This is a genomic window from Gaoshiqia sediminis (genome assembly GCF_025907915.1).
Taxonomy (GTDB): Bacteria; Bacteroidota; Bacteroidia; order Bacteroidales; family Prolixibacteraceae; genus Gaoshiqia; species Gaoshiqia sediminis.
Genome location: NZ_JAPAAF010000002.1, coordinates 103,097 through 127,184, shown reverse-complemented (window position 1 = coordinate 127,184; position 24,088 = coordinate 103,097). Strand labels below are relative to the sequence as shown.

The window sequence follows — 24,088 nt, the reverse complement described above, 5'->3', positions numbered from 1 at the left end:
TACGAGCCAAATTTTAAGACCGCGTGGTCTTATTTGAGGTTTTACAGCATAAGTGATTATCAAACAGGGAAGAATAATTTGAATTGTAAAGTAGCTATTACTTTTTTGCTATTTTTGGCATCGAAAATTTACTAATCTTATAAATGAATTGACCATGAAGAAAGTTTTACTGATTCTGTTTGCTGCTGTTCTCAGCTTGGGCGCATTTGCCCAAAACGTTCAGACCCACTATGATTTGGGCAAAGACCGCAGTTACCTGACCACTACGGTTGAAATGTTTCGCCCGGATAAGATGGGAAGTACATTTTTCTTTATTGACATGGATTATGGCGTTGGCGATGTAGAAGGTGTAAGCCTTGCCTACTGGGAAATTGCCAGAGCCTTCAAATTAGGGAAATCACCTTTGGCTGCCCACATTGAGTACAACGGTGGTTTTGGACAATGGAAAGCTGGCGCAGCTGGTGGCGCTTACCAAATTAACGATGCCTGGTTGGGTGGTTTGGAATATTCGTGGAATGCCGAAGATTTTTCAAGAGGGTTCACCCTGCAAGCTATGTACAAAAATATTCGTGGGGTAGAAAATGCCTCATTCCAATTAACCGGTGTTTGGTATGTTAACTTCCTGAAGGGTAAAATGTCTTTTACCGGTTTTGCCGATTTCTGGAAAGAAGAAACTGCCTATGGCGACTTTATCTTCTTGTCTGAGCCTCAGCTGTGGTACAACATCTGCGATCATTTTTCGGTAGGGGGTGAAGTGGAAATAAGTAACAACTTTGGCGGAATGGAAGGTTTCAATGTGATGCCAACCCTTGCTGCTAAATGGACATTTTAATTTAATATATCCTGTTCATGATTAATAGATTCTTTAAACTCGAAGAAAACAATACGACGGTAAAAACCGAACTGTTGGCAGGTATTACCACCTTTATGACCATGGCCTATATCCTGGCTGTAAACCCGGGGATTTTGAGCGCCACAGGCATGGATAAAAATGCGCTTTTCACAGCAACGGCTGTTTCCTCTATCATAGCCACTCTTGTCATGGCCTTAGTTGCCCGTTTGCCGTTTGCTTTGGCACCGGGAATGGGACTGAACGCCTTCTTTGCCTTCACCGTGGTGCTGGGTATGGGTTACAGCTGGCAGTTTGCCCTCACTGCCGTTTTCCTGGAAGGGATCATCTTTTTGATTTTAACCGCTTTCAATATTCGTGAACTGATTGTGAACGCCATTCCGCTATCGATGAAACATGCTGTTTCGGCTGGGATCGGTTTGTTCATTGCGTTTATCGGCTTCCAAAATGCCGGAGTGATTGTTAACAACGATGCCGTTTTGGTAGGTCTTGGCGACATGGGTTCGCCCTCCGTTTTGGTAGCCCTGTTTGGTATTTTGCTTACCGGGGTGTTGCTGGCCCTGAAAGTGAAAGGCGCTTTGCTGATCGGTATTTTTGCAGCCACTGTTGCCGGTATTCCGTTTGGGGTAACCCACCTTCCCGAAGGCCATTTGGTGGATGTTCCGCCGTCGGTTTCGCCGATTTTCTGGCGAATGGATTTTTCGCAGGTTTTCAGCCTCGACATGTTGATTGTGCTGTTCACCTTCCTTTTTGTGGATATGTTTGACACGGTTGGAACCTTGGTTGGCGTTTCGTCGAAAGCCAATATGCTGGATGAAGAAGGCCGTGTGCCCCGCGTGAAACAAGCACTTTTTGCCGACGCAATCGGTACTACTTTTGGCGCAGTAATGGGAACCAGCACGGTTACCACTTATGTTGAAAGTGCATCGGGTGTTGCTGAGGGCGGACGCACCGGGCTGACTTCATTGACAGTTGCCGGATTGTTTCTGGTTGCCTTGTTTTTTGCCCCGCTGTTTACCATGATCCCCGGCGCTGCAACTGCCCCGGCTTTGGTTTTGGTAGGCTTGTTTATGTTGTCGCCCATCACGAAAGTGGACCTGGAAGACTTCACCGAATCCATCCCGGCTTTCCTGACCATCATTATGATGCCACTGGCTTACAGCATTGCCGAGGGTATCGTGTTCGGGATGTTGTCGTATGTGTTGCTGAAATTACTGACCGGCAAATTCAAGGACATTTCCGTCGTGATGTATGTGCTGGCCGCTTTGTTTATACTGAAGTTTTTCATCTAGAAAAAACCTGAAATACTTTTTTTGAAAAAGGCTGTCCCCGATTTGCAATAGCTTCGGGAGACAGCCTTTTCTTCTTTTCGGCAATCAAGTCAGTTTATTTGAAAAACAAACCAGCCAAAACAGAAAATAAAAAGAAGAACATAGAGAATAATCATCCACCGGTCCAGCAAAAGTTGACGTTGGTTCTCCCTTTTTATCCAGAGAAAAGTCCTTTTCTTCTGCTCAGCCGTGGGTTCCTGAAATCGTAAACCAATGTGTTTATGCTCATAAATGGCTTCTTCCTTTTTCTTAAAAGGATTTTTACGTTTGGAAAGTTCGCGGTTGACCCTCATTCTGGCGATCATATCCGCTACATGTCCGGCGCTCGACATATTTTCAAGAGTTAGTTTCTCGCTAATTTACCATAAAGAGATTATTTTTCCCAGTCCAACAACCGTTTCTCGCCAGTTAGTTGCTGAATACCGCTAATTTCCTGGGTCACTTCGATCACTCCTTTATACTCCCCTGCTTCATCGCGAACAGCAAAATACTGGATCAGGATTTTTTCGTTTTTGAAATTGATCCAAAAGCTGGCCTCATCCTTTTTCCCGTTGCGGAAGGCCGACACAATTTCTTCCACTACATGCACGCTTTCGGGCGGGTGGCAATTGTGCACTTTGCGCCCGATAATGGCCTTGGTGCGGGGGAAAATGCGTTTTTTCGGTGTTGAAAAATACCGTACCGTATCGTGCTCGTCCACAAATGTAATATCAACCGGCAGGTGGTTGAAAATGCGGATGATCTGATCGGCTTTCAAATTGCCGGTTTCCAGGTTCACCCAATCGCCTCCCGCTTCTGCAGACGAAGCAACTTGTTCTATTTTTTCAGCTGTAACGTAAGGAAAGCCTATTTCAGAACTATCAGAAAACATTTGCTGAATCACCTCGGGCCGAATCGTTTCGAGGATGTGTGGAAAAAGAATGTGCTCTTCCCGGAAACGAATGGCCAGCATGTTAAAGAAAAGATCGCCGGCCAGCCGGTTGAACTGGCTCACATCGAGCCCGGGCGCTTCCAGCTGCTCACGAAGCGCTTTCATCTCCCGGCGGATGTCATCCTGGTACGACCACATCAACTGCACGCAGCGGTAATCGGGCCAATGGGTTTCAAGGGCAGGGAAAAGCACGTTCTCTTTGATCTGGTAATGCAAATCGAAAGCTTGGAGCCTTCCCAGTTTTTCCAGCAAACTTTTCCGGGCCTCATCATTCGTCGGATCAAGATTCAGCTGTTTGATGTCCGGCTTCATCGATTTTAGCAAGCTTTCCATTTCCCGGTTGTTCCGGGCCAGAACATCCAGAAAACTGTTTTCCGCCGGTTTCAGCGCAGGATAAGCCAGGAGCGGACTGTGGAACAAATGCAAGATTTTATTGGTGACGGTTTTCAGTTCCGGGAGGTCTTTTCGTTCGGCCACCAACACATCAAACAAGGCAATCACCTCGGAGGGTGTCACCTGACGAATCAGTTCCTGATGTGCGTTGACAAGCGCGGCCTTATCGCTGGTAGTCATCATCTGTTTGGCAAAGTCCACCAAAGCTTGCACCCGTTTCTCCTGGTTATTGGTAAAAGCTGACATATTTCTGAAGTTTAAATCCACTCCAAGATAAGACATTCAGCCCAAAAAACGGGTTAGGAGTTAAAAAACAAACTGAGCATCTGGTAACGGTATTCGAAAATCCGGCGCAGCTGTTTCCTGACAAACAGGAAATGAGCAAATTGCCCCAGCACCGCAAAAGGTAGCTTGTAGGTTACTTTGTCGGTCATAATGATTCCGCCAATTGATTTCTCAAAACGATGTTCGTGATGCCACATCCGGTACGGACCGAATCGCTGTTCATCGATAAAATACTTTAAGGGCTCAACTTGTGTTATTTCGGTGACCCAATTGGTGCCGAACCCGGGGAAAGGCGAAACCCGATAGGAAATAACCTGGCCGGGATACATCTTTGAGGAATCTCCCGAAGTGATCCGAAATCCCATGTGCCCGGGAGTAATTTTAGCGAGATTGGCAGGATTTGAAAAGAACTCCCAGGCCTCTTCTATTGAGACCGGGAGTTCTTGTTTCACTTCGAGGGTATAAATATCCGAATGTTTTCTGATTGTTATCATGGCTTTTCACTTCAATTGAAGCTTTATCCATAAAACAGCATGGAAGCGAATTTGTTTAAATATTTGCGTGATTGGTTAAACATTATTTATCCCATTTTATCTTTTCCTGATTCCTTTCAGGTCAGTTGCTGCATCGGCTTTGATCAGGCTAATAGCATACCCGCCACCGGGAGCGCAAAACAGGTCGAGCCTGGTTTTGCTGGTCACCACGTACCGGTTGATTTGGTAAGCCTTCGGATTGTTGCGGTAATGCGCATCTTTCCGGTCGGCATAGATGGTAGCCACGTATTCAGCGCCTTCGGGCAAAAAGTCGAGACTGATGGATGAGGTTCGTGCCTCTTCGTCGTTTGTTCGGCCAACAAACCAGTTGTCAGTGCCTTTTTCTTTCCGGGCATAGGTAATAAAGTCACCGGGCTCGGCTTCCAGCACCTTGGAGTCGTCCCAATCTACCGGCACGTCTTTGATAAACTGAAACGCATCCAGGTACTTGTTGTAAGTTTCGGGCAGATCGGCAGCCATTTGCAGCGGGCTGTACATGGTAACATACAGCGCCAGCTGGCGGGCAATGGTGGAATTCACCCACGAGTTATTATCTGGATTGTATTTGCTCACGTCTTGCTCAAAAATACCGGGTGTGTAGTCCATTGGGCCTCCAATCTGGCGGGTAAACGGCAGAATGGTGGTGTGGTCGGGCGTGTTTCCTCCAAATGCTTCGTACTCGGTGCCGCGTGCCGATTCGTTGCCAATCAGGTTGGGCCAGGTACGGCAAATACCGGTAGGACGAACAGCCTCGTGGGCATTGACCATGACCTTGTAATCGGCAGCCTTTTCGATGGCATACTGGTAGTGGTTCACGATGTACTGGCTGTAATGCGTTTCACCACGCGGAATGATGTCGCCCACGTAGCCGCTTTTCACAGCGGGATAGCCGTGATCCACCATAAACTGATAGGCTTGGTCCATGTGCCGCTCGTAATTGCGCACCGAGCCCGATGTTTCGTGGTGCATAATCATTTGTACTCCCTTCGCATTGGCATAATCGCGAATTTCCTCCAGATCAAAATCGGGGTAGGGGGTCACAAAGTCGAATACATAATCTTTCGATTTGCCAAACCAGTCTTCCCAACCTTCGTTCCAACCTTCCACCAACACACCGTCAAAACCATGCAAAGCCGCAAAATCGATGTATTCTTTTACATGAGCTGTATTGGCAGCATGTTTTCCGTTGGGAGATACTTTGGAATAATCGGTTACACCCAACTGTACGCTCGGGAGATCGGCATACGCCCACGAACTTTTGCCTGTAATCATTTCCCACCAAACGCCAATGTATTTCATAGGTTTTATCCAGGAAGTGTCTTCAATTTTGCAAGGTTCGTTCAGATTGAGGGTGATGTGAGACAACAAAATATCGCCCGCTTTGTCAGATACGATGATGGTTCGCCAGGGCGAGGTGCAGGGGGCCTGCATATAGCCTTTGTCTCCTCGTGAATCGGGAGTCAGGTGCGTGGTGAAGATCATATTTTGATCGTCCAGGTCGAGGTGCATACAAGCATAGTTGATGAGGGCAGCTTCGTGCAGGTTGATGTAAATGCCATCATCTGTTTTCAGCATCAAGGCCGTTTGTACTCCGGTTGGCGACGATGGAGTTTGCGAAGCATTGGGCGTGACGGCCTGCTGCATCAGTCCCCGAATTTCGGAAAGCTTCGACTTGGTGTAGCTGTATTCCTGGGTGTCGTAATCGCCGGGGATCCACCACGCGGTATGGTTGCCGGTCATGGCAAACTGTGTTTTTTCTTCTTTAATGACGAAATAAATCAGGTTGGGTTGTTCGGGAAATTCGTAACGGAAGCCCAATCCATCGTCAAACAAACGAAAGCGTACGACCATCAGGCGGTCGGTTTCGGTCTGGCGCAAGGTCACGGCCAATTCGTTGTAGTGGTTGCGTATTTCGCTCACTTCGCCCCAAACGGGTTTCCAGCTTTCGTCAAACGTACTTTGTTCCGTCTTTTCAATTTCAAAACCATTCAACAAATCGGCTTCATCTTTCAAATCCAGTCCCAGGCTACTGGCAGCAATTACTGCTTTTCCTTTGTAATATAACTGATAAACCGGCTTTCCGTCAACAACTTCAAATTGGAGTTTCTGCATTCCGTTGGGTGAAACCAACTCTTCAGCCTCCACAAACCCTGCCAGCAGAAACAACACAATCAGGAGCAAAACATTTTTCATTTAATTGATCTTTAAAAGGTTATTTATTCTGATTTAATGAATTTTCGGGTATAACTGTTTTTTTCGGTTTTAGCCTGAATGATGTAAAGACCTTGCTGAAACCGGTCAATCGGTAAAACAACCTCGTGATCGGAGGTTTTAAGTTGTTTCACCAGACGGCCATCCATGCTGTAAAGTGCCAAATCGGTAATCCGGTCAGGGCAAGAGATTGAAATCCGGCTGCTCGCCGGGTTTGGGTACAACAACATGTCGGACGAAGGTTGTAACACCGGTTCCTCCACCTCGGTGGCCAGGTCTTTAAAAGCCGGCAGGGGCTGGTCGGAATAGAGCCGGTACTCGCCAGGCTGCAAACTTAGAGCCATGCTTGTAGCAGTAGCATTGTAGCTGGTTCCGGTAAAAAACTCGTGCCAGGTGCCGGTGTGCTGAAATGGCGCCTGAATGGTTTTTACGGTCATCCCGAAGTTGCCGATCAGCGTGATATGATGGTCACCCATCGCCAATTGAATACTTTTCAATTCGTCGTTCAGATTCAACGTTTCGACCCCCGAGGTGAACACCGGAAACTGGTCGCGCAACCGTAGCATGGCCGAATACACATCGAACAGTTTCATCCGGTCGGCATCGTCGAGATACTCCCACTTCAGCGGTTTTTCGCCCACACGCCCGTTAAAATCGATGGACACATCGTAGCCAAATTCGACAAACTGCCAGATCATTTTCGGGCCGGTGAGGCATAAAAAGAAGGCGGTAGCCATTTCGTTCCGCTTCAGCGCGGTAGTGAGGTTTTTAATGTTGTAGCTTCCCGAAACATTACCATAGGTCAGGTTTTTATACATCAACCGTTCCTCGTCGTGGCTTTCCATGTAGGCCACCAAGCCGGGTTTGGTAAATCCGCGCTTTTGCCAGGAGGCCCACGAAAAATCGGATTTCCCGCTTTCGTTGAAGCCCATTGTGGCTTCGTTGAAATTAAAGTTGGCATTTCCCCAAACCAGCATCCCGTTTTGGTAACTGGTCAGGATTTTCTCTTCTGCATTGTCGGCAAAATGTTCCAGGATGATGATGGCCTCGGGTTTTACCGACCAGATATGGTCGGCCATCCGCTGCAGAATGGCAATGCGCGCAGCATCATAAGCGCTTCCGTCACCCGGAGTATTGGTGAAGCCTTTGGTAAAATCGAAGCGGAAACCATCCACTTTATATTCGGTGAGCCAATAACTGGTTACACTGTCCACAAAGGCTTGGGTGAAGGGGCTATCGTGGTCAAAATCAGATCCCCAGGCAAATACCGGATTGGGCGAAGTAACGTTGAACCACGGATTATTGGCTGCCGGGCGGTTGTTCGCCGCGTCCCAGTAGAGCTGCACCATCGGACTGGAATTATAGGCGTGGTTCAGCACGATATCCTGTATGACCACGAAACCCCGACGATGACACGAGTCGATCAGTTCCTTTAAGTCGTTTTTGGTCCCGTAGGCTTTGTCGGGCGCAAAATAGTAGTTCGGGTTGTAGCCCCAGCTGCTGTTTCCTTCAAACTCGCTGAAGGGCATAAACTCCAGCGTGTTCACGCCCAACCGTTCAAAATAATCCAGGTTTTCCCGGATCGACTTGTACGTTTTCTCTGCCGTGAAATCGCGGATCAGCAATTCATAGATATGCAAATTTTCAATTTCAGGAAGAGTGTAATTGGTGGTTTCCCAAGTGTAGGGAACCTGCGCGGTTTGCAGTACAGAGGCCCGTCCTTCGGTTTTTCCGGCCGGATAGCTGATCAGGTTTGGATAGGCGGTTGAAGAAATGTAATGATCGTCATAAGGATCGCTCACTTTGTCGCTATACGGATCGCCGATGCGTATTTCGCCATCCACCAGGTACTGAAATACATACTCACGCTGCGGCTCCAGGCCCGAAACGGTCAGCCAAAAGTGATCACCATCCTGTTTCATCTGGTAGTCAGCATTGGGCAACCAATCGTTAAAATCGCCGATTACGTGTGCAAAGCTTTTTCCGGGCGCCAGCAGCGACAAGGTCACGGTTTGGTCGTCGATGTAATTGATGCCATCGCGGATTCCGGCCGGGCGGGATTCGGTTATGGTTTCATTCCGAACCGAAAAATAGAGCGAATCTTTGGCGGTTTGCCCGTCGGCCGTAGCAGTAATTTTGAGCCAGTAATTTCCGGCTTCTGTCAGACTGAAATCATGAACAAGTTCGGTTGAATTTGCCGAAACAAGTTCCGTTTCGTTTAAGGTGAGCGACAAATCAGCCACGGTTGAGGCCATCGCTTCCACGTGAATGGTTTCGTCTTTCTGAAAGATCGAAGCTGAGGCAGGGGATGACAAAGTCACATTCAGCCCGGATTGGTAAACCGTGACGTAGATGTTCTTTCCACCGGTAGCTTTGCCCTCTTTAGAACTGTCGGCGCTTCGAAAAACAAAAGCCATCTGCTTGATCGTCTCGCCTTGTGGCAACCCGTAAAACGAACGGATATCGGGCGAAATCTGAAGTTGGTAAATATTGGCCGAGATCCGTGTCATTTTCGCTTTCTCGACATTCACTTCCCAATCTGCTAGCACATATTTCCAATCGTCGCCCGAAGTGCTTTGGTCGGTAATCACACCAGTGTGTGCATATACATCGCCTGTATAATCTTGCAGCCCGGCTGTTCCCTGGGTGGCATCAAACGCGATGGTTACCGGCTGATCAACAACAGCAAAAGACGGTGTGGTGGTAACCTGGCCATAGCCAAGCAGCAAAAGAAGTTGAAAAAATATAAAAAGAAGAAACTTGTTTGCCATGGCATTCTATTTAGTGAAAAAGGGGTTGCCCAATTACGGGCACCCCCTGAGAGCATTAAAATAAGGTTAGTTTTTAGTAAAGGTTAAAGTCCGTTTAGCTAAGCTAAATTTGATTGTGTAATTTCCTGCACCTTCCGGAGTTGACATGTTCGGATCTCCTCCTTCAAAGCTAAGCATTTCGTATTTGAACTTAAATCCACTATCCCAATTGCCTGCTTCAGCAAAGATTTTGAATGCATCGTCAGCTGTAAGATCAATGGTAAGAGTCCATTCGTTGTTCGTAGCATCCCAGATCAGTTCAATCCCTTCATTTATGTTCCATCCATTAGGAGAACCAACCAGATACATCTTTCTGGTTGCAATGAGTTCTTTGGTGTAACTCATATTATAAGTGTCAATTGTTAACTTATAATACCCTTCTCCCGGAGTTGAAATATTTGGATCTCCACCTTCAAGAGATAATTCACCTGGTTTGTTTACTGCATCATACTCTTTATAGCCTGAGTTCCAGTTTCCGGTTTCATAGAAGAATTTAAATCCTCCTGAGGCATTCATGTCAGCGTATGTTACCCATTTACCTTCTCCTGCATAGACCATATTAAATCCATTGTCGATGGACCAGCCAGCAGGTGTAGCATCTCCGACAAGAACCATCTCAGCATCTAAAACAGAGTACTTGTAGGAGCTGGCATCTGTGTCGTACCAAACAGCAATTCTATACAATTTGAAATCAGAAGTTGTGTTTGTACTAGGAATATCCTTGTTTTCTCCTCCTAATAAACCACCTTTAGGATCTTCTGAATCCGTAATTCTACCCATGCCATTATCCCAACTACCTTTTGCCGGGAAGAATTTAAAATGACCACTCTTTAATGGAATATACCCAATGTAAGCATTATGACCCGAGCGCCATTTTAGTTCAATTGCATTAGCAATATCCCAACCGGCTTCTGTCGCATCACCTACAAGGTATATAGCAGCCTCTTCAATCATATACGCACCTTTGTTAAGATCCAGGGTTACAATATAAGTCTTATCGCCACCATCAAAAGTAATGTTGCCGTTTTTGCCTTTTGGGCCAACGATGCCTTCGGAACCATCGCCACCCAGGTTGCCCCAGTCAAGGTCGCCCCAGCTTTGCTGGCCAACAAATTTGAGCATCGCGCCGTCTTTAATGGCTGTTTCAATCGTGTAAACCCCTTCCGACTTTTTGATCATCGCCGGCGAGTTCTCAGGACTCCAGGCAGCTACGGTATCTGTATAGTCGCCAACCAGGTAAACTTCAGCGGGATCGAAAGTGTAGGTGGTTGATCCAACCTGGAAAGGAGCAATGGTTAACTCACTATTTGTGAAGTCAGCTTTTACCTCGTACCAACCTGTTTCACCGGTAAATTTAAAGTTGCCATCTTCATCACCTGCCTCTTCAATGTTTGAAGATACTGTGGCAAACTTACCATAGTTGTATGCAAACCCGCCGTCGGACTGTGCATCCGAGAAGCGGAATGCACCGTCTGTGGTTAGTTTCAGGTATTTGTAGAACACATCGCCATCTTTCAGGGTGGGCAAAGCATCAGAACTGGTAAAACCGACTTCGGTTGCTGTTCCCATCATATAGAATGCAGAAGGAACAGGAACATCCAGGTAAGGTGTTACTTTCATGGAAAACGGTTCGGTGTACAGATCCGCCAAATGTTCATTTGAAGCAGCACGAATACGAATTTCGATCTCTACCTTTTCAGCAGGATTGTACCGCTTCATCAAAGCAGCGTTTAGCTGACCGATGGTCACGGTCATTTCTGTTGCAGCAATCCGGTCAAATTCGATTGGATTCGCAAAATTAGTGCCTTTAGTATCCAGTTGCAGGAAATAACGAACGCCAATGTTATCAGCATAAACCGGAGCTGTCCAACTTAGTGAAAGTAAGGCTCCATCTTCGTTTCGTTTAAAAAGAACGGTGTCAATATCTGATGAAGGTTGATTGACCCATACCGGGGCAGTGCCTTCAACAGGTGTTTTGACCGGCGGAGTCATAAAATCCTCTTCGCAGGAGAATGCAAAAACCGCCAGTATCAGCATTAGAAAATAGCTTATATTTTTCATTTCTATTTAATTTTAGCAGTTTGATTAATGAAGTCAAGCTCAATGGTTTGTTCTCCTCCACTGATATTAACCCTTTCCTGATCACCGCCATCTTCCCGGTATGCAATCTTTCCATTAAGGAATATGAATTCGGCATGCCACCAGTCAGCAGCGGAAATATACGGATGGGTTACATGAAGCCTTAGTTCGCCACCCAAAAGGCTTTTGGTCAAATACATCGTCTTGTTTGCAGCATCCAGCTTAAATCTGTTCTCTTCGGTAACAGAACTAACAGGCCATGCATTAACATTCGGTCCGGTGATATAAATATTGGCAGGTTCAATCAACAGCTTATTGGTTGCCAGGTTTACACCAACGGTGTAATAGCCAGCCGTTCCGGGTACAGGTATATCTTCACCTCTGTTATCAACTGTTCCCAAAGTGTATTCGCCGTTAACGGGATCTCCAATTTTACCAATAACACCTTTGTAGTTAACATCAGAACACAATTTAAAGGTTCCGGTAGCTTCCATCCATACGATTGTCCAGGAATCATCCGGTTCGCTGTGAACTTTGTTGAATTTAAGCTTATTGTTTTGTGCGATGCGTCCTACGCCGTCACCAAACAAGTAGAAGGTATTTGGAGCAAAAAGAATATCCAAGTAGGGCGTTGTTTTAAAATTTACTACCGCTGAGTACAGCGTATCAACCCCACTAAGCGAATAGGTCATGATTCGTGCTGAAACCGTAGCTTCTTCATCTACCGGCAGTTCCAATGACTCCGTAAGGAATTCATTAAAAGCGCCCACCGAGAAAGAGAATGAATTATCTGATGCATCAACATCAAAAGTAGTCGGGTTGGCAAAGTCCTCTGAAGCAGCAAATTGAAGTTTGTGTGTTTTAACAATATTCACTCCGTAAGTTGCAGGAGTGTACGAAACCGTAAGGGTTTCGGTTTTTCTATCTTTTGATATGTCCAAAGTTGTACCAAACCCCTGAATATTAGATGCAGGCACATACTCTGAATCATTTAATTTTACGATATCATCATCCTCACACGAAAACAAGGTAATTGTGAGGCATGCTATCAGCAGGTATTTAAATTTTTTCATGGTAATCTAATTAATAAGATTAATAACCAGTGGTTTGCGTTAAATTCGGATTGGCATTAATGTCAGAGCCGGGTATTGGGAAAAGATTGTATTTTGCATCAATTGATTTTCCTGCAGCTACAGCCCCTTTCCAAGGCCAGATGTATTCTCCGCCAGCCAGTTTGCCAAAACGTCTTAAGTCGGTTCTTCTGTGGCACTCCCAGTACAATTCGCGTCCGCGTTCATCCAGTAAAAACTGAAGCGTAAGGTCGGTCTCTGTAATATTGCCGGAATTATCGCCATAGGCTCTTTCCCTGATTTGGTTGATATAGTTTACGGCTGTTCCCATATCGCCACCTGTTCCTCCGCGAACAACGGCTTCAGCGTACATCAACAAGGCATCAGCATATCTGAACAGCGGGAAATCGGTATCCGGATGTGACAGGTTTGAGCCAACCACGCCACCCGAAGTTATGTTACGGAATTTACGTAAAGCATAACCGTCGCGGAAATTGAAAATATCTCCAATTTCAAAATTTTGGCCTTCTGTCCAAATCAAAGCGCGGCTATCGGTTTCGCCGGTAATGTCATCAAAAAGATTGGCGAATGATTTGGTTGTCCGGTTTCCTCCCCAACCACCATCAATACCAGATTCGCTGGCCGGCATATCGCCACCTACTGTTGAGTGGATCAGGAATGTCATTCCACCCCAGGTTTGGGTGTGTTCTCCGTCACATACAAGCGGGAAAATGATTTCATGGCCACGCAGGTTATTATCAGCCAGGAAAAGATACTCGTAATTCGGCTCCAGGCTATACCCTCCGTTAATTACCTTTTGGGTGTAAGTGATACATTCCGTGTATTTTGGTGTGCCAATATACGTGTCTGCATTTAAGTACAGTTTGGATAGAACCATCCAGGCAGCAGCCTGGTCAGCCCGTCCGTATTCGTTGGTGCGCGGAGCCGGCAGCTCGTTTTCAATTGCTTTGAGTTCCGATTCGATGTAATCAAACAGCTGTTGTGCAGTGGCTTGTTCCGGGAAGAAGAAAGAACCTACCGGATCTTCTTCAGTAACAAAAGGCCCCGTACCAAACATATCAAGCAAATGCCAGTAAGCCAGCGCCCTTAAAAAGCGAGCTTCAGTATTGTACGCTTCAAATTCGTCCTGGTCTTTTGTCAGCGCAATCAGGTTGTTACAATAGGCTACTTCAAGGGTGATACGGTAGTACATGGCCGTTATAAACTCGTTGGATGCCGTCCAGTCCATATCGTGTAAGTCACGCAGGTTTCCATCGTTCCAGGCACAAATAGCCTCGTCGGTAGTTAATTCCTGGTGGTTCCAAAGCTGACGTAAGTAAGATGAGAACCCACCGTCAATACTGCTAATATCAGGTTCTCCGTCAACTCCTGTTTGTCCGCCAACCACAAAGGCTGCATAACATTTAGCCAGCATTCCTTTGTAGGAGGCATCGTCCGTCAGTTTATCCGCGGTCAGCAAATCTTCGTCAAGAGGCACAGTGTCCAAATCGTTGACGCATGAGCCCAAGGCAAAGAGAAGCATCAGCATTGCGATTGCGCGATATTTTATGCTATATTTTGTATTCATGATTGTAATGGTTTATTGATTAAAAGCTTGCACTAAGTCCAAACAAATAAACTCGTGGGCGAGGATAGATGTCGTTATCAATCCCTTCGTTTACTTCGGGATCCAATCCGCTGTAGTCGGTTATGACAAATACATTTTGAACAGAAGAGTACAAGCGTAAGTTAAGATCAATGCCAACTGATTTTTTAAGCATCTTCTTGAAATTATACCCCAGCGTCACATTGTCCATCCGGAAGAATGAGGCATCTTCCAGGAAGTAATCGGAGTATTGCTGTGCCGTGGTGAACTTCGAATTATTGATTTCTGAAGGCATGTTGGTCAGATACTCATTAACCGTCAGTTCCTGATAACGGGCGCCAACAATTACGTTGTTATAGATTTGACCTCCAATTGAAGCCCGGGCGTTGAAGCCAAAATCAAAATCTTTGTAATAAAGCATGGAAGAAAGTCCCATGAATACATCCGGGGCCGGTGATTCAGCATAGTATTTGTCGTTTTCATTGATTGTTCCGTCATTGTTTCGGTCAACGTATAGTCCTTCAATGGGTTTGCTATTCGCATCATACACTTGTTCGTAAACATAAAACGTATTCAGCGGATAGCCCACAGCATGTTTTTGAATCGTATTACCTACACCAACACCACTAATATTTCCAACATCGACACCTTTGTAGTTTGGATCGTCGTAGTTGGTAAGTCTCGTAACCTTATTTCTATTGCGGGTCAGGTTGAAACTAACTTCCCAGCTCAAATCTTTGGTACTTACCGGTATTGCATTGATTGACAATTCAATACCTACGTTTTCCAAGTCACCCACATTGGTTAGCAAGCGATCTGTAAAGTTAGTTCCTGCCGGTACCGGGATGGTGTTCAGCAAGTCTTTTGTATCTCTTTTGTAAAAGTCAACAGTTCCGCTTAAACGGTTGTCGAAGAGACCAAAATCAAGACCAACGTTGTACGTTTTTGTTTTTTCCCATTCCAGGCTCTGGTCATATCCATCCGGACGAATAAGCGTGTAATATTGATTGCCCAACATGTATTGAGTACGCGAGTCACTCAAGCGATAAATGCCCAGATAAGGATAGTCTCCGCTGTTTAATTCCTGTTGACCTGTGAGTCCGTATCCTAAACGAAGCTTCAGATTACTTACAGCCTTCAGGTCTTGCATGAATGGTTCTTCAGTAATGCGCCATCCCAAAGCTGTTGACGGATAGTATCCCCAACGGTTGTCCTTGTGGAAGCGGGAAGAACCGTCAGCCCTTACCGTTGCAGTTAACAGGTACCTGTCTTTGTACGAGTAGTTTGCCCTCCCGAAGAATGACACCAGGTAGTTTTCTGTTTCGTCTTTTGAGTCAACAATAACGGTGTTGAAACGATCAACCTCATGAGCAGAAGCGTTAGACCAGAAATGTTGCCATTCGTAACCGGCCATGGCGTCCAATCTACTTTCAATTTCCGGCAGGTCTTTTTGGTAGTTTAAATAGAAGTTAAAGAGCTTGTTCCGACGTTTTTGGGTATAGTCTCGTTTTACGCCGGAGGAAGCTGTTTGCACCCAGGAAGCAGAAGTATCGGTATTGGTAAAACCATCACTGTCCGATTCGTCTAAACCAACTTTCAACGTAGCGGTGATATCTGGGAAGAAGTGCAGTTTGTAATTTGCCTGTGCATCAATGATGTATCGGTTAACATCTGATTCATCATGACGTTGCTGCAATTGAGCTACCGGGTTACGGGTACCGTTTACGTTACGCGATCCATCGGGCATCAACCAGGTGGTATAACCGCCGTAAATACCGGTGTTATTGAAAACAGGTTTGGTTGGGTCGAATCGAAGCGCGCTTCCAATGGCGCCACGCTCAGCAAAGCGGTTGCCAACATTCATGTACTTGATCCCGGCTGTTAATTTCAGGTGATTGTCAAGTAAGCTTGGATTTACCTTAAAGGTTGCTGTTTTACGATCCATTGATGAAGTTCTCAGAATACCGAACTGGTCGGTATAACCGATTGATGCGCGGAATGGAACTTTATCAAGAGCACCCGATACACTTAAATTATGTTCGTGCCCGATGGCTGTTTGAAAAATCTCGTCTTGCCAGTTGGTTTTGGCATTGCCCATGAGCGCCGGATTAACGGAGCTGCTTACTTGTGCCCGTTCGTTAACCAAAGCTCTGAATTCGTCAGCATCCAATACATCAATGTATTCTTTAATTTCGCTGACATTCATTTTCGATTCCAGTTCGACCCGGAAATCCTGATTTTGCTTACCTTCTTTCGTGGTGATAAGAATTACCCCGTTTGAAGCCCGGGAACCGTAAATTGCTGTTGAAGAAGCATCTTTCAATACCGTGAATGAAGCAATATCATTCGGGTTTATCGAGGTTAACACGTTGCTCATCCCGTCAATGGTACGGTTGTCAATGGGCATGCCATCGATCACAATTAACGGATCGTTACTGGCTGACATGGAAGACCCCCCTCGAATCCGGATTTTGGCTGAAGAACCAGGTGCTCCACCTTCTGTTTGAATCAGCACACCGGCTACTTTCCCTTGGATCAGGTCTTGTGGTGAGCTGGTTGCTCCCTGGTTAAAATCAGATGAACTAACAGAGGCTACAGCTCCGGTTGCATCTTCTTTGCGTATCTGGCCATAACCAATCACCACCACCTCTTCCAGCTGCTCGGTATCGATTTCCAGGACAACGTTGAAGGTGGTAGCTTGGCCAACCACATGTTCGGTGGTTTTGTAGCCGATGTAGGAGAACTGGACGGTGGTACCACGAGCTACCGATAGGGTATAGTCCCCGTCGAAATTGGTAATGGTACCATTGGTGGTCCCTTTTTCAACAACGGTAACGCCCGGAAGCGGTTCGCCGGTTGCACTGTCGGTAACCCTCCCGGTTAAACTAATTACCTGGGCAAAGCCGGTATGGGCTATCATTATTCCCAGGACCATTAGCAGGACTTTCAAGTTTTTGCGAATAATCTTCATGTTACTTTGTTATTAGTTCTTGAATTCAATTAGGTCATCACGTTTTACATTGATTTTTAGATCATTTACAATCCATTTTACTCGATTTTTACTCCATATTTTTTATCCGATGGTGCAATGATATGGCTTTTCCTGTCATCATTTTACGTTTTTTAACATCTTCAGAACCGCAAACGTTTGCGGTGACGTTTGCACCGATTATGTTGCAAAACAGGTAGTTACTGGTGGGTGTGTGTTTAGTTTCTTACAGGTTTCCACGCTACCCTTCACCCGCTATTCAGAATTAATTCTTACATTTATTTTTATTATTGCAGACACCTTTACCAATCACCATGAGAAGCAGTCAGGTTACCATAAAAGATATTGCCCGGATTCTCGGGATTTCTCCTTCTACCGTTTCGCGAGCCCTGAAAAACCATCCCGATATCAGTGAGGAAACGAAAGTGGCCGTAAACGAACTGGCCCTGAAACTCAAATATCAGCCCAATGCGGTAGCCCTCAGCCTAAAGCACAGCCGCAGCAATACTATCGGGGTGATCATCCCCGAAATTGTACACTACTTTTTTTCGTCGGTGATTAGCGGAATTGAAGATGTGGCTTACGAGGCCGGCTTTACGGTCATTATTTGCCAGTCGAACGAAAAGTACGACCGCGAAGTGGCCAATGCCAAAATGTTGTTGTCGCACCGGGTGGACGGGGTTTTGGTTTCCATTTCAAAAGAAACCACCAATTTCGATCATCTGGTCATGTTACAGGAAGGCGGCCTGCCACTCGTGTTCTTCGACCGGATTGTACCCGAAATCATTGCCGACCAGGTTATTATAAACGATGAAGAAGCGGCATACAAAGCCACCAAACATTTAATTGAAAACGGAAGGAGGCGAATCGCTCACTTTGCCGGACCGCAAAACCTGCTTATTGGCCGCGACCGCAAAGAAGGCTACCTGCGCGCTATCCGGGAAGCCGGATTGCAGGCGGACCCTCAGTTGATTATAGATGCCGATACGTACGAGAAGGCCTTGATTGCCACCAACCATTTACTGACGATGGACAATCCACCCGATGGCATTTTCGCTACCAACGACCTTACTGCCATCGGCGCCATGCAATCCCTGCAGAAGAAAGGAATCAAAATTCCCCAGCAAATCGCTGTTGTGGGTTTCAGCGACGGACGTTTTTCTGGCATTACCGAGCCCAACCTGACCTCGGTTGACCAGCATGGCTACGAAATGGGCTCTGTTGCCACCGAAATTTTGCTGAATCGACTATTGAGCCCAAGTGAAACCTATGTCCCTCAAACCCGGGTGTTGAGCGCCAATCTGATTGTGAGAGGTTCGTCGAAATAAAAAATTACACTTTTTTTAGTTTTTCTCTGCAAACGTTTGAAATGGGGCTTTCAAGTTGTTTTTGCCCTATTTATAAGGCTTTTACAGACTGTTCTTTGTCCGAAGCACTTGCATTTGTGCGAATAACCTCCCTATATTTGCATTGTTCATCCGATATTTTACTTCGAACTTACTCCATATTTCACCTGCCGGTTCGGTTGGTGGTTTCCGCTGTTTTTATTCTAAAATTATTGTTTTATGAAGAAGAAGCCTGTTCTTAGTTTCTGGCAAATTTGGAACATGAGCTTTGGCTTTCTGGGTATCCAGTTTGGATTTGCCCTTCAGAATGCCAATGTTTCACGCATATTCCAAAGCTTGGGTGGCGATGTTGACCGTCTGGCCGTGTATTGGCTGGCCGCTCCCGTTACCGGATTGATCGTGCAGCCCATCATCGGCCATTACAGTGATAAAACCTGGGGGCGCTTTGGGCGAAGACGTCCGTATTTTTTGATTGGCGCCATCCTGGCCTCTTTGGCTTTGTTTATTATGCCCAATTCGCCCATGTTGTGGATTGCCGTCGGCACACTTTGGATCATGGATGCGTCCATCAATATTTCGATGGAACCTTTCCGTGCCTTCGTGGGCGACATGCTGCCCAGCGAACAACGGACAAAGGGATTCGCCATGCAAAGTTTTTTCATCGGCACCGGGGCCATTGTGGCCTCCTTCCTTCCTTACGCCATGACCAACTGGTTCGGCGTAGCCAACGTAGCTGACGCAGGTCACATTCCGCCTTCCGTAAAATGGTCGTTTTACATTGGCGGGGCTGTTTTCTTTCTGGCCGTACTCTGGACGGTTGTCCGCACCAAAGAGTACTCGCCCGAAGAGCTGCAATCATTCGAAGCAGAAAAGATTTCCTCCAATCCATCGGCCAAACTGGTGTTGAAAACTGCTTTCGAGCTGATTGGCAAATTCACCCGGAACGGAATATTTTTTGCCATTGCAGGCGCCATTCTCAGTTATGTGTTTTTCTTTTTTAACCTGGAAAAAGAACTGTACATCCTGAGCGGGGGTTTGCTGGTTTTCGGCCTGATTCTGTTACTTACCGGCCATCTTGCCAAAATCAACAAAACCAAAAACGGGTTGGTAGAAATTGTCACCGACATGATGAACATGCCCAAAACGATGAGGCAGTTGGCCATCGTTCAGTTCTTCTCGTGGTTTGCGCTGTTTGCCATGTGGATTTACACCACAGCCGGGGTAACCAGCCATGTATATGGAACATCCGACACAGCTTCAGAACTTTATAACGAAGGCGCCAACTGGGTGGGGGTTTTGTTTGGCGTTTACAATGGCTTTGCCGCGGTAGTAGCTTTTCTGTTGCCGGTGCTGGCCAAATACACCAACCGGAAAATCACCCATGCCGTTTCGCTGGTGTTGGGCGGAATTGGGCTGGCCTCGTTCTACGTGGTGCGCGATCCGAACCTGCTGATTCTTTCCATGCTGGGTGTTGGCGTAGCCTGGGCCAGCATCTTGTCCATGCCGTATGCCATTCTTACCGGATCGTTGCCCGGCAACAAAATGGGCACCTACATGGGGATTTTCAATTTCTTCATCGTGATCCCGCAAATCCTGGCGGCCAGTATCCTGGGCTTTTTCATGAAACATGTATTTGGCGGGCAGGCTATTATGGCCTTACTGCTGGGCGGTGCGTCCATGCTGATAGCAGCCGTCACCGTGTTGTTTGTTGATGATATTGACAGTCCTAAATAAGTAATGGCATGAGAACACTGAAAGCTTGTCTTTTTGATCTGGACGGCGTGATTGTAGATACGGCCAGGTATCATTTCCTGGCCTGGAAGCAACTGGCAGAACAGCTTGGCATTGATTTTACCGAGGAGCACAACGAACTACTGAAAGGTGTTAGCAGGATGCGATCGCTGGATATCATCCTGGAAATCGGGGGGAAAACATTATCCGAAGAAGAAAAAACAGCTTTGGCTAATAAAAAAAACGAAGTTTATCTGGAATATATTCTGAAGATGGATGAAAGCGAAATATTGCCGGGTGTGAAATCGTTTATCACCGAACTGAAAAACAACCACATCCGGGTTGCCTTGGGTTCGGCCAGTAAAAACGCACGGTTGATCCTGAAACGGCTGAATATTGAAAACCTGTTTGACGCCGTCATTGATGGCAACAAGGTTTCGGAGGCCAAACCCGACCCGGAAGTATTTCTGAACGGAGCAGCCGAGTTACAGGTTGAACCGGAAGCATGCGTGGTTTTCGAAGATGCCGTAGCAGGCATCGAAGCAGCCCAAAATGCAGGCATGTTTTGCGTAGGTATTGGCGATATAACCATCCTGAAGAAAGCCAATCTGGTGATTCCGGGATTTGCAGATTTCAACCTGGAAAAGCTACAAGCATGCATGCAAGAAGATAGTTACCTACATGTTAAATGAAAAACTGGTATGAAAGAATATATTGTACACCACGAGTGGAAGGTTATTGAAGATGGCTTTCATCCCGATTACAACCGGGTTTCCGAAAGCCTGTTCAGCTTGGGCAACGGGCATACCGGACAACGTGCAAACTTTGAGGAAAAATACTCGGGCGACAGTCTTCCGGGAAACTATGTAGCCGGGGTTTACTACCCCGACAAAACCTTGGTGGGCTGGTGGAAAAACGGTTACCCGGAATATTTTGCTAAAATATTGAACGCGGCCAACTGGATTGGCATCCGCGTGGAAATTGAAGGAGAGGAGCTGGACCTGGCAACTGCCCGGGTCCATGCCTTCCGCCGCGAACTGGACATGAAAGATGCCCTGCTCACCCGTTCGTTTACCGCCGAACTTCCTTCCGGCAAACAGGTGGAAGTGCTTGCCCGGCGATTTTTGAGCATGAAAGATAAAGCGTTAGGGGCCATCCGGTACAACATCAAAAGCCTCAACTTTTCGGCGCCGGTAAAAATCACCTCGTTTATTGACGGAGATGTGAAAAATGAAGACTCCAACTACGACGAGAAATTCTGGATGGAGCTTGAAAAAAAAGCCAGCGACCAGGAAGCCTACCTGCTGATGGAAACCAAAAAATCCGGCTTCCATGTTTGCCACGGAATTGGCACACGTCTGCTCAAAAACGGAAAAAACCTATCGGCTGCCGGCCCGAAAGTTGACCGCGAAAAGTACCTGGCCAACACTTTTGTAGTGAATTTGCAGGAGGGCGAAGAATTGCTGATCGAAAAGTTTGCTGCTATCAACTCTTCGCTTTATATCAGCCGCAATGAGCTGATGTCAGAAACAGAAAAATCCGTTCAAAAAGCGATGGCGGCAGGTTTCGACCAGTTATTTGCAGAACACAGCAAATGTTGGGAAGAAAAGTGGGAAGCCGCCGACATCCGTATCGAAGGCGATGTGGCTGCCCAGCAGGGCATACGGTTCAACATTTTCCAACTGATGCAAACCTACACTGGCGACGACGAACGCCTGAACATTGGCCCAAAAGGTTTTACCGGCGAAAAATACGGCGGCGTTACTTACTGGGACACCGAAGCCTATTGCCTGCCCTTCTTTTTAGGAACGGCTCCTCAGCGTGTGGCGCAAAACCTGCTGATTTACCGTCACAAACACCTTCAAAAAGCCATCGAAAATGCCCAAAAGCTAGGCTTCGAAAATGGTGCAGCCTTGTACCCGATGGTGACCATCAACGGCGAAGAGTGCCACAACGAATGGGAAATCACCTTTGAAGAAATTCACCGCAACGGGGCCATCGCCTATGCCATCTACAACTACATCAACTACACCGGCGACCGCGAATACCTGGCCCCTTACGGATTTGAAGTGCTGCTGGCCCTTTCCCGTTTCTGGGCCCAGCGCGTCAATTGGTCGGATGTCAAACAGGCATATGTCATCCTGGGCGTAACCGGCCCCAACGAATACGAAAACAACGTCAACAATAACTTCCACACCAACAACATGGCCGTGTGGACCCTGAAATACACCCTGGAAGTAATTGATTACCTGAAAAAAGAACAGCCTTATTTGTGGGAAGAACTGGTGAACAAATGGAAGTTTAACGAGGTGCAGGAAACGACCAACTGGAAAGAAATCATCGAAAACATGTATTTCCCTTACGACAAGGAGTTGGACATCTACCTGCAACAGGACGGCTTTCTGGATAAAGAAATTATCCCGGCGGCCCATCTCAATCCTACCGAACGTCCCATCAACCAGCATTGGTCGTGGGACCGCATCCTGCGTTCGTGTTACATCAAACAGGCCGACACGCTGCAAAGCTTGTACTGGTTCCAGGAGGATTACGACACGGAAACCCTGCGCCGCCACTTCGACTTTTACGAACCAATCACGGTACACGAATCTTCGCTTTCATCGTGCATCCATGCTATTTTGGCCGCACGTATCGGCCGCGAAGAAAAAGCATACGAAATGTACTTGCGCACGGCCCGTCTCGACCTGGACGACTATAACAACGACACCGAAGATGGCCTGCACATTACCAGCATGGGCGGCACCTGGATGGCCTTTGTGGAAGCTTTCGGCGGCATCCGCGTAGTAAACGGGCAACTGCATCTCAACCCGTTCCTGCCCAAATCATGGAAAGGATATGCCTTCCGCCTCAACTTCCGCGATTCGCACCTGGAAATCAGCATGGCCAACGAACTGACCATCATCAACCACCATCCGGGAACTTTAACCCTGTCTATTTGGGGAGAAGAGCATATCCTGAACGGCAACCACAAGCTTGAGGTCGAAATAAAACAAACGCTATGAAGAAATGGATTCTCCTGTTTACCATGATGTTTTTGATGAACGAAACTCATGCTCAGTTGCCGGTGCCTTCGGCCGGAAGAATTGTGCGCATCCCGGATTTTCAATCCCGCTTTGTGCAGCCGCGGAATATTGATGTTTGGCTGCCGGAGGGCTACAGCAATACAGAGAAATATGCCGTGATTTATATGCACGACGGGCAAATGCTGTATGACTCAACCCTTACCGGGAACAAACAGGAATGGCAGGTGGATGAAGTTTTTTCAGCCTTAATTGACGAACAGGAAATCCAGGCGTGCATCGTGGTTGGAATATGGAACAACGCAGAGTACCGGCACGCCGAATATTTCCCGGAAAAGCCCTTGGCATCGCTGGATGAGAACCTGCGCGACTCAATAGTTGCAACATGGCTAAAAGGAAAGCCCTTGGCCGACAATTATCTGAAATTTATCATTCACGAACTTAAGCCCTGCATCGATCAGAAATTCGCAACCCTCCCCGACCTGGACCATACTTTTATCGCGGGTTCCAGCATGGGCGGATTGATTTCGATGTACGCCATCTGTGAGTATCCCGATATTTTTAAAGGGGCAGCCTGCCTCTCGACACACTGGCCCGGTACATTTGAGCAAAACGACTTCATCCCCCAAGCTTTTAACTGGTATCTGACCGAGAATCTGCCCGATCCGGCATCTCACCAATTCTATTTCGACTACGGAACGGAGACTCTGGACAGCCTGTATGAAAAACACCAACTTGTGATCGACAAAACCATGATCCTTAAGGGATATGACCATACCAACCGGATAACCCTTAAATTTCCGGGTGAGGACCATCCCGAAAGATCATGGGCCAAACGACTGCACACCCCGTTTATATTTTTATTGAAATAACCTGAACCAATTT

Annotated in this window: 15 protein-coding genes; 7 read left to right on the top strand and 8 right to left on the bottom strand. The window is 46.7% G+C overall.

All coding sequences use genetic code 11. The features are described 5' to 3' along the window. Positions 1-154 precede the first annotated feature (154 nt). A complete protein-coding gene (locus N2K84_RS02250; protein ID WP_282590140.1) occupies positions 155-832 on the top strand; it encodes a DUF5020 family protein in 678 nt (225 codons plus the stop codon). Between the two features lie 17 nt (positions 833-849). Beyond that, on the top strand, positions 850-2,142 hold the full coding sequence (locus N2K84_RS02245) for an NCS2 family permease (RefSeq protein WP_282590139.1): 1,293 nt from the start codon (positions 850-852) through the stop codon (positions 2,140-2,142). Between the two features lie 412 nt (positions 2,143-2,554). Here the strand turns inward: N2K84_RS02245 and N2K84_RS02240 are convergent, their stop codons facing one another. From N2K84_RS02240 to N2K84_RS02205, 8 genes are all read right to left on the bottom strand, one after another. Beyond that, the gene (locus tag N2K84_RS02240; RefSeq protein WP_282590138.1) at positions 2,555-3,751 is read right to left on the bottom strand and encodes a DUF438 domain-containing protein; all 1,197 of its coding nucleotides are present in this window, start codon (positions 3,749-3,751) and stop codon (positions 2,555-2,557) included. Between the two features lie 53 nt (positions 3,752-3,804). Beyond that, the gene (locus tag N2K84_RS02235) at positions 3,805-4,284 is read right to left on the bottom strand and encodes an SRPBCC family protein (RefSeq protein WP_282590137.1); all 480 of its coding nucleotides are present in this window, start codon (positions 4,282-4,284) and stop codon (positions 3,805-3,807) included. A 96-nt stretch (positions 4,285-4,380) separates the two neighbouring features. After that, a complete protein-coding gene (locus N2K84_RS02230; protein ID WP_282590136.1) occupies positions 4,381-6,516 on the bottom strand; it encodes a glycoside hydrolase family 97 protein in 2,136 nt (711 codons plus the stop codon). Between the two features lie 23 nt (positions 6,517-6,539). Further along, on the bottom strand, positions 6,540-9,305 hold the full coding sequence (locus tag N2K84_RS02225) for an alpha-amylase family glycosyl hydrolase (RefSeq protein WP_282590135.1): 2,766 nt from the start codon (positions 9,303-9,305) through the stop codon (positions 6,540-6,542). Positions 9,306-9,371: 66 nt separating this feature from the next. Further along, positions 9,372-11,405, bottom strand: a complete 2,034-nt coding sequence (locus tag N2K84_RS02220; protein WP_282590134.1) for a SusE domain-containing protein — start codon at positions 11,403-11,405, stop codon at positions 9,372-9,374. Between the two features lie 2 nt (positions 11,406-11,407). After that, positions 11,408-12,496: a SusF/SusE family carbohydrate-binding protein gene (locus tag N2K84_RS02215; RefSeq protein WP_282590133.1), complete on the bottom strand. Its 1,089-nt coding sequence runs from the start codon at positions 12,494-12,496 to the stop codon at positions 11,408-11,410. A gap of 19 nt (positions 12,497-12,515) precedes the next feature. Then, positions 12,516-14,081, bottom strand: coding sequence for a RagB/SusD family nutrient uptake outer membrane protein (locus N2K84_RS02210; RefSeq protein ID WP_282590132.1), 1,566 nt, complete (start codon positions 14,079-14,081; stop codon positions 12,516-12,518). 19 nt (positions 14,082-14,100) lie between these two features. Next, positions 14,101-17,070 carry a SusC/RagA family TonB-linked outer membrane protein gene (locus tag N2K84_RS02205; protein ID WP_282590131.1) on the bottom strand — a complete coding sequence of 990 codons (2,970 nt, stop codon included), beginning with the start codon at positions 17,068-17,070 and terminating at the stop codon, positions 14,101-14,103. A gap of 332 nt (positions 17,071-17,402) precedes the next feature. On the opposite strand from N2K84_RS02205, the gene N2K84_RS02200 reads away from it, so the two are divergent. The 5 genes from N2K84_RS02200 (at position 17,403) to N2K84_RS02180 (ending at position 24,075) form a co-directional block, all read left to right on the top strand. Next, positions 17,403-18,416, top strand: a complete 1,014-nt coding sequence (locus N2K84_RS02200) for a LacI family DNA-binding transcriptional regulator (RefSeq protein WP_282590130.1) — start codon at positions 17,403-17,405, stop codon at positions 18,414-18,416. 237 nt (positions 18,417-18,653) lie between these two features. Further along, the gene (locus N2K84_RS02195) at positions 18,654-20,168 is read left to right on the top strand and encodes an MFS transporter (RefSeq protein ID WP_282590129.1); all 1,515 of its coding nucleotides are present in this window, start codon (positions 18,654-18,656) and stop codon (positions 20,166-20,168) included. Positions 20,169-20,176: 8 nt separating this feature from the next. Continuing rightward, the gene (gene pgmB / locus N2K84_RS02190; RefSeq protein WP_282590128.1) at positions 20,177-20,857 is read left to right on the top strand and encodes a beta-phosphoglucomutase; all 681 of its coding nucleotides are present in this window, start codon (positions 20,177-20,179) and stop codon (positions 20,855-20,857) included. Positions 20,858-20,866: 9 nt separating this feature from the next. Beyond that, entirely contained in the window at positions 20,867-23,185 is a 2,319-nt protein-coding gene (locus N2K84_RS02185) for a family 65 glycosyl hydrolase domain-containing protein (RefSeq protein WP_282590127.1), read from the top strand. Continuing rightward, positions 23,182-24,075: an alpha/beta hydrolase gene (locus tag N2K84_RS02180; protein ID WP_282590126.1), complete on the top strand. Its 894-nt coding sequence runs from the start codon at positions 23,182-23,184 to the stop codon at positions 24,073-24,075. Before N2K84_RS02185 ends, N2K84_RS02180 begins: the two co-directional genes overlap by 4 nt. Positions 24,076-24,088: the final 13 nt, after the last annotated feature.

Excerpts from the sequence above, each read along its gene's own strand:
- N2K84_RS02250 (WP_282590140.1), top strand. The coding sequence starts at position 155 with ATGAAGAAAGTTTTACTGATTCTGTTTGCTGCTGTTCTCAGCTTGGGC.
- N2K84_RS02245 (WP_282590139.1), top strand. The coding sequence starts at position 850 with ATGATTAATAGATTCTTTAAACTCGAAGAAAACAATACGACGGTAAAA.
- N2K84_RS02240 (WP_282590138.1), bottom strand. The coding sequence starts at position 3,751 with ATGTCAGCTTTTACCAATAACCAGGAGAAACGGGTGCAAGCTTTGGTG.
- N2K84_RS02235 (WP_282590137.1), bottom strand. The coding sequence starts at position 4,284 with ATGATAACAATCAGAAAACATTCGGATATTTATACCCTCGAAGTGAAA.
- N2K84_RS02230 (WP_282590136.1), bottom strand. The coding sequence starts at position 6,516 with ATGAAAAATGTTTTGCTCCTGATTGTGTTGTTTCTGCTGGCAGGGTTT.
- N2K84_RS02225 (WP_282590135.1), bottom strand. The coding sequence starts at position 9,305 with ATGGCAAACAAGTTTCTTCTTTTTATATTTTTTCAACTTCTTTTGCTG.
- N2K84_RS02220 (WP_282590134.1), bottom strand. The coding sequence starts at position 11,405 with ATGAAAAATATAAGCTATTTTCTAATGCTGATACTGGCGGTTTTTGCA.
- N2K84_RS02215 (WP_282590133.1), bottom strand. The coding sequence starts at position 12,496 with ATGAAAAAATTTAAATACCTGCTGATAGCATGCCTCACAATTACCTTG.
- N2K84_RS02210 (WP_282590132.1), bottom strand. The coding sequence starts at position 14,081 with ATGAATACAAAATATAGCATAAAATATCGCGCAATCGCAATGCTGATG.
- N2K84_RS02205 (WP_282590131.1), bottom strand. The coding sequence starts at position 17,070 with ATGAAGATTATTCGCAAAAACTTGAAAGTCCTGCTAATGGTCCTGGGA.
- N2K84_RS02200 (WP_282590130.1), top strand. The coding sequence starts at position 17,403 with ATGAGAAGCAGTCAGGTTACCATAAAAGATATTGCCCGGATTCTCGGG.
- N2K84_RS02195 (WP_282590129.1), top strand. The coding sequence starts at position 18,654 with ATGAAGAAGAAGCCTGTTCTTAGTTTCTGGCAAATTTGGAACATGAGC.
- pgmB (WP_282590128.1), top strand. The coding sequence starts at position 20,177 with ATGAGAACACTGAAAGCTTGTCTTTTTGATCTGGACGGCGTGATTGTA.
- N2K84_RS02185 (WP_282590127.1), top strand. The coding sequence starts at position 20,867 with ATGAAAGAATATATTGTACACCACGAGTGGAAGGTTATTGAAGATGGC.
- N2K84_RS02180 (WP_282590126.1), top strand. The coding sequence starts at position 23,182 with ATGAAGAAATGGATTCTCCTGTTTACCATGATGTTTTTGATGAACGAA.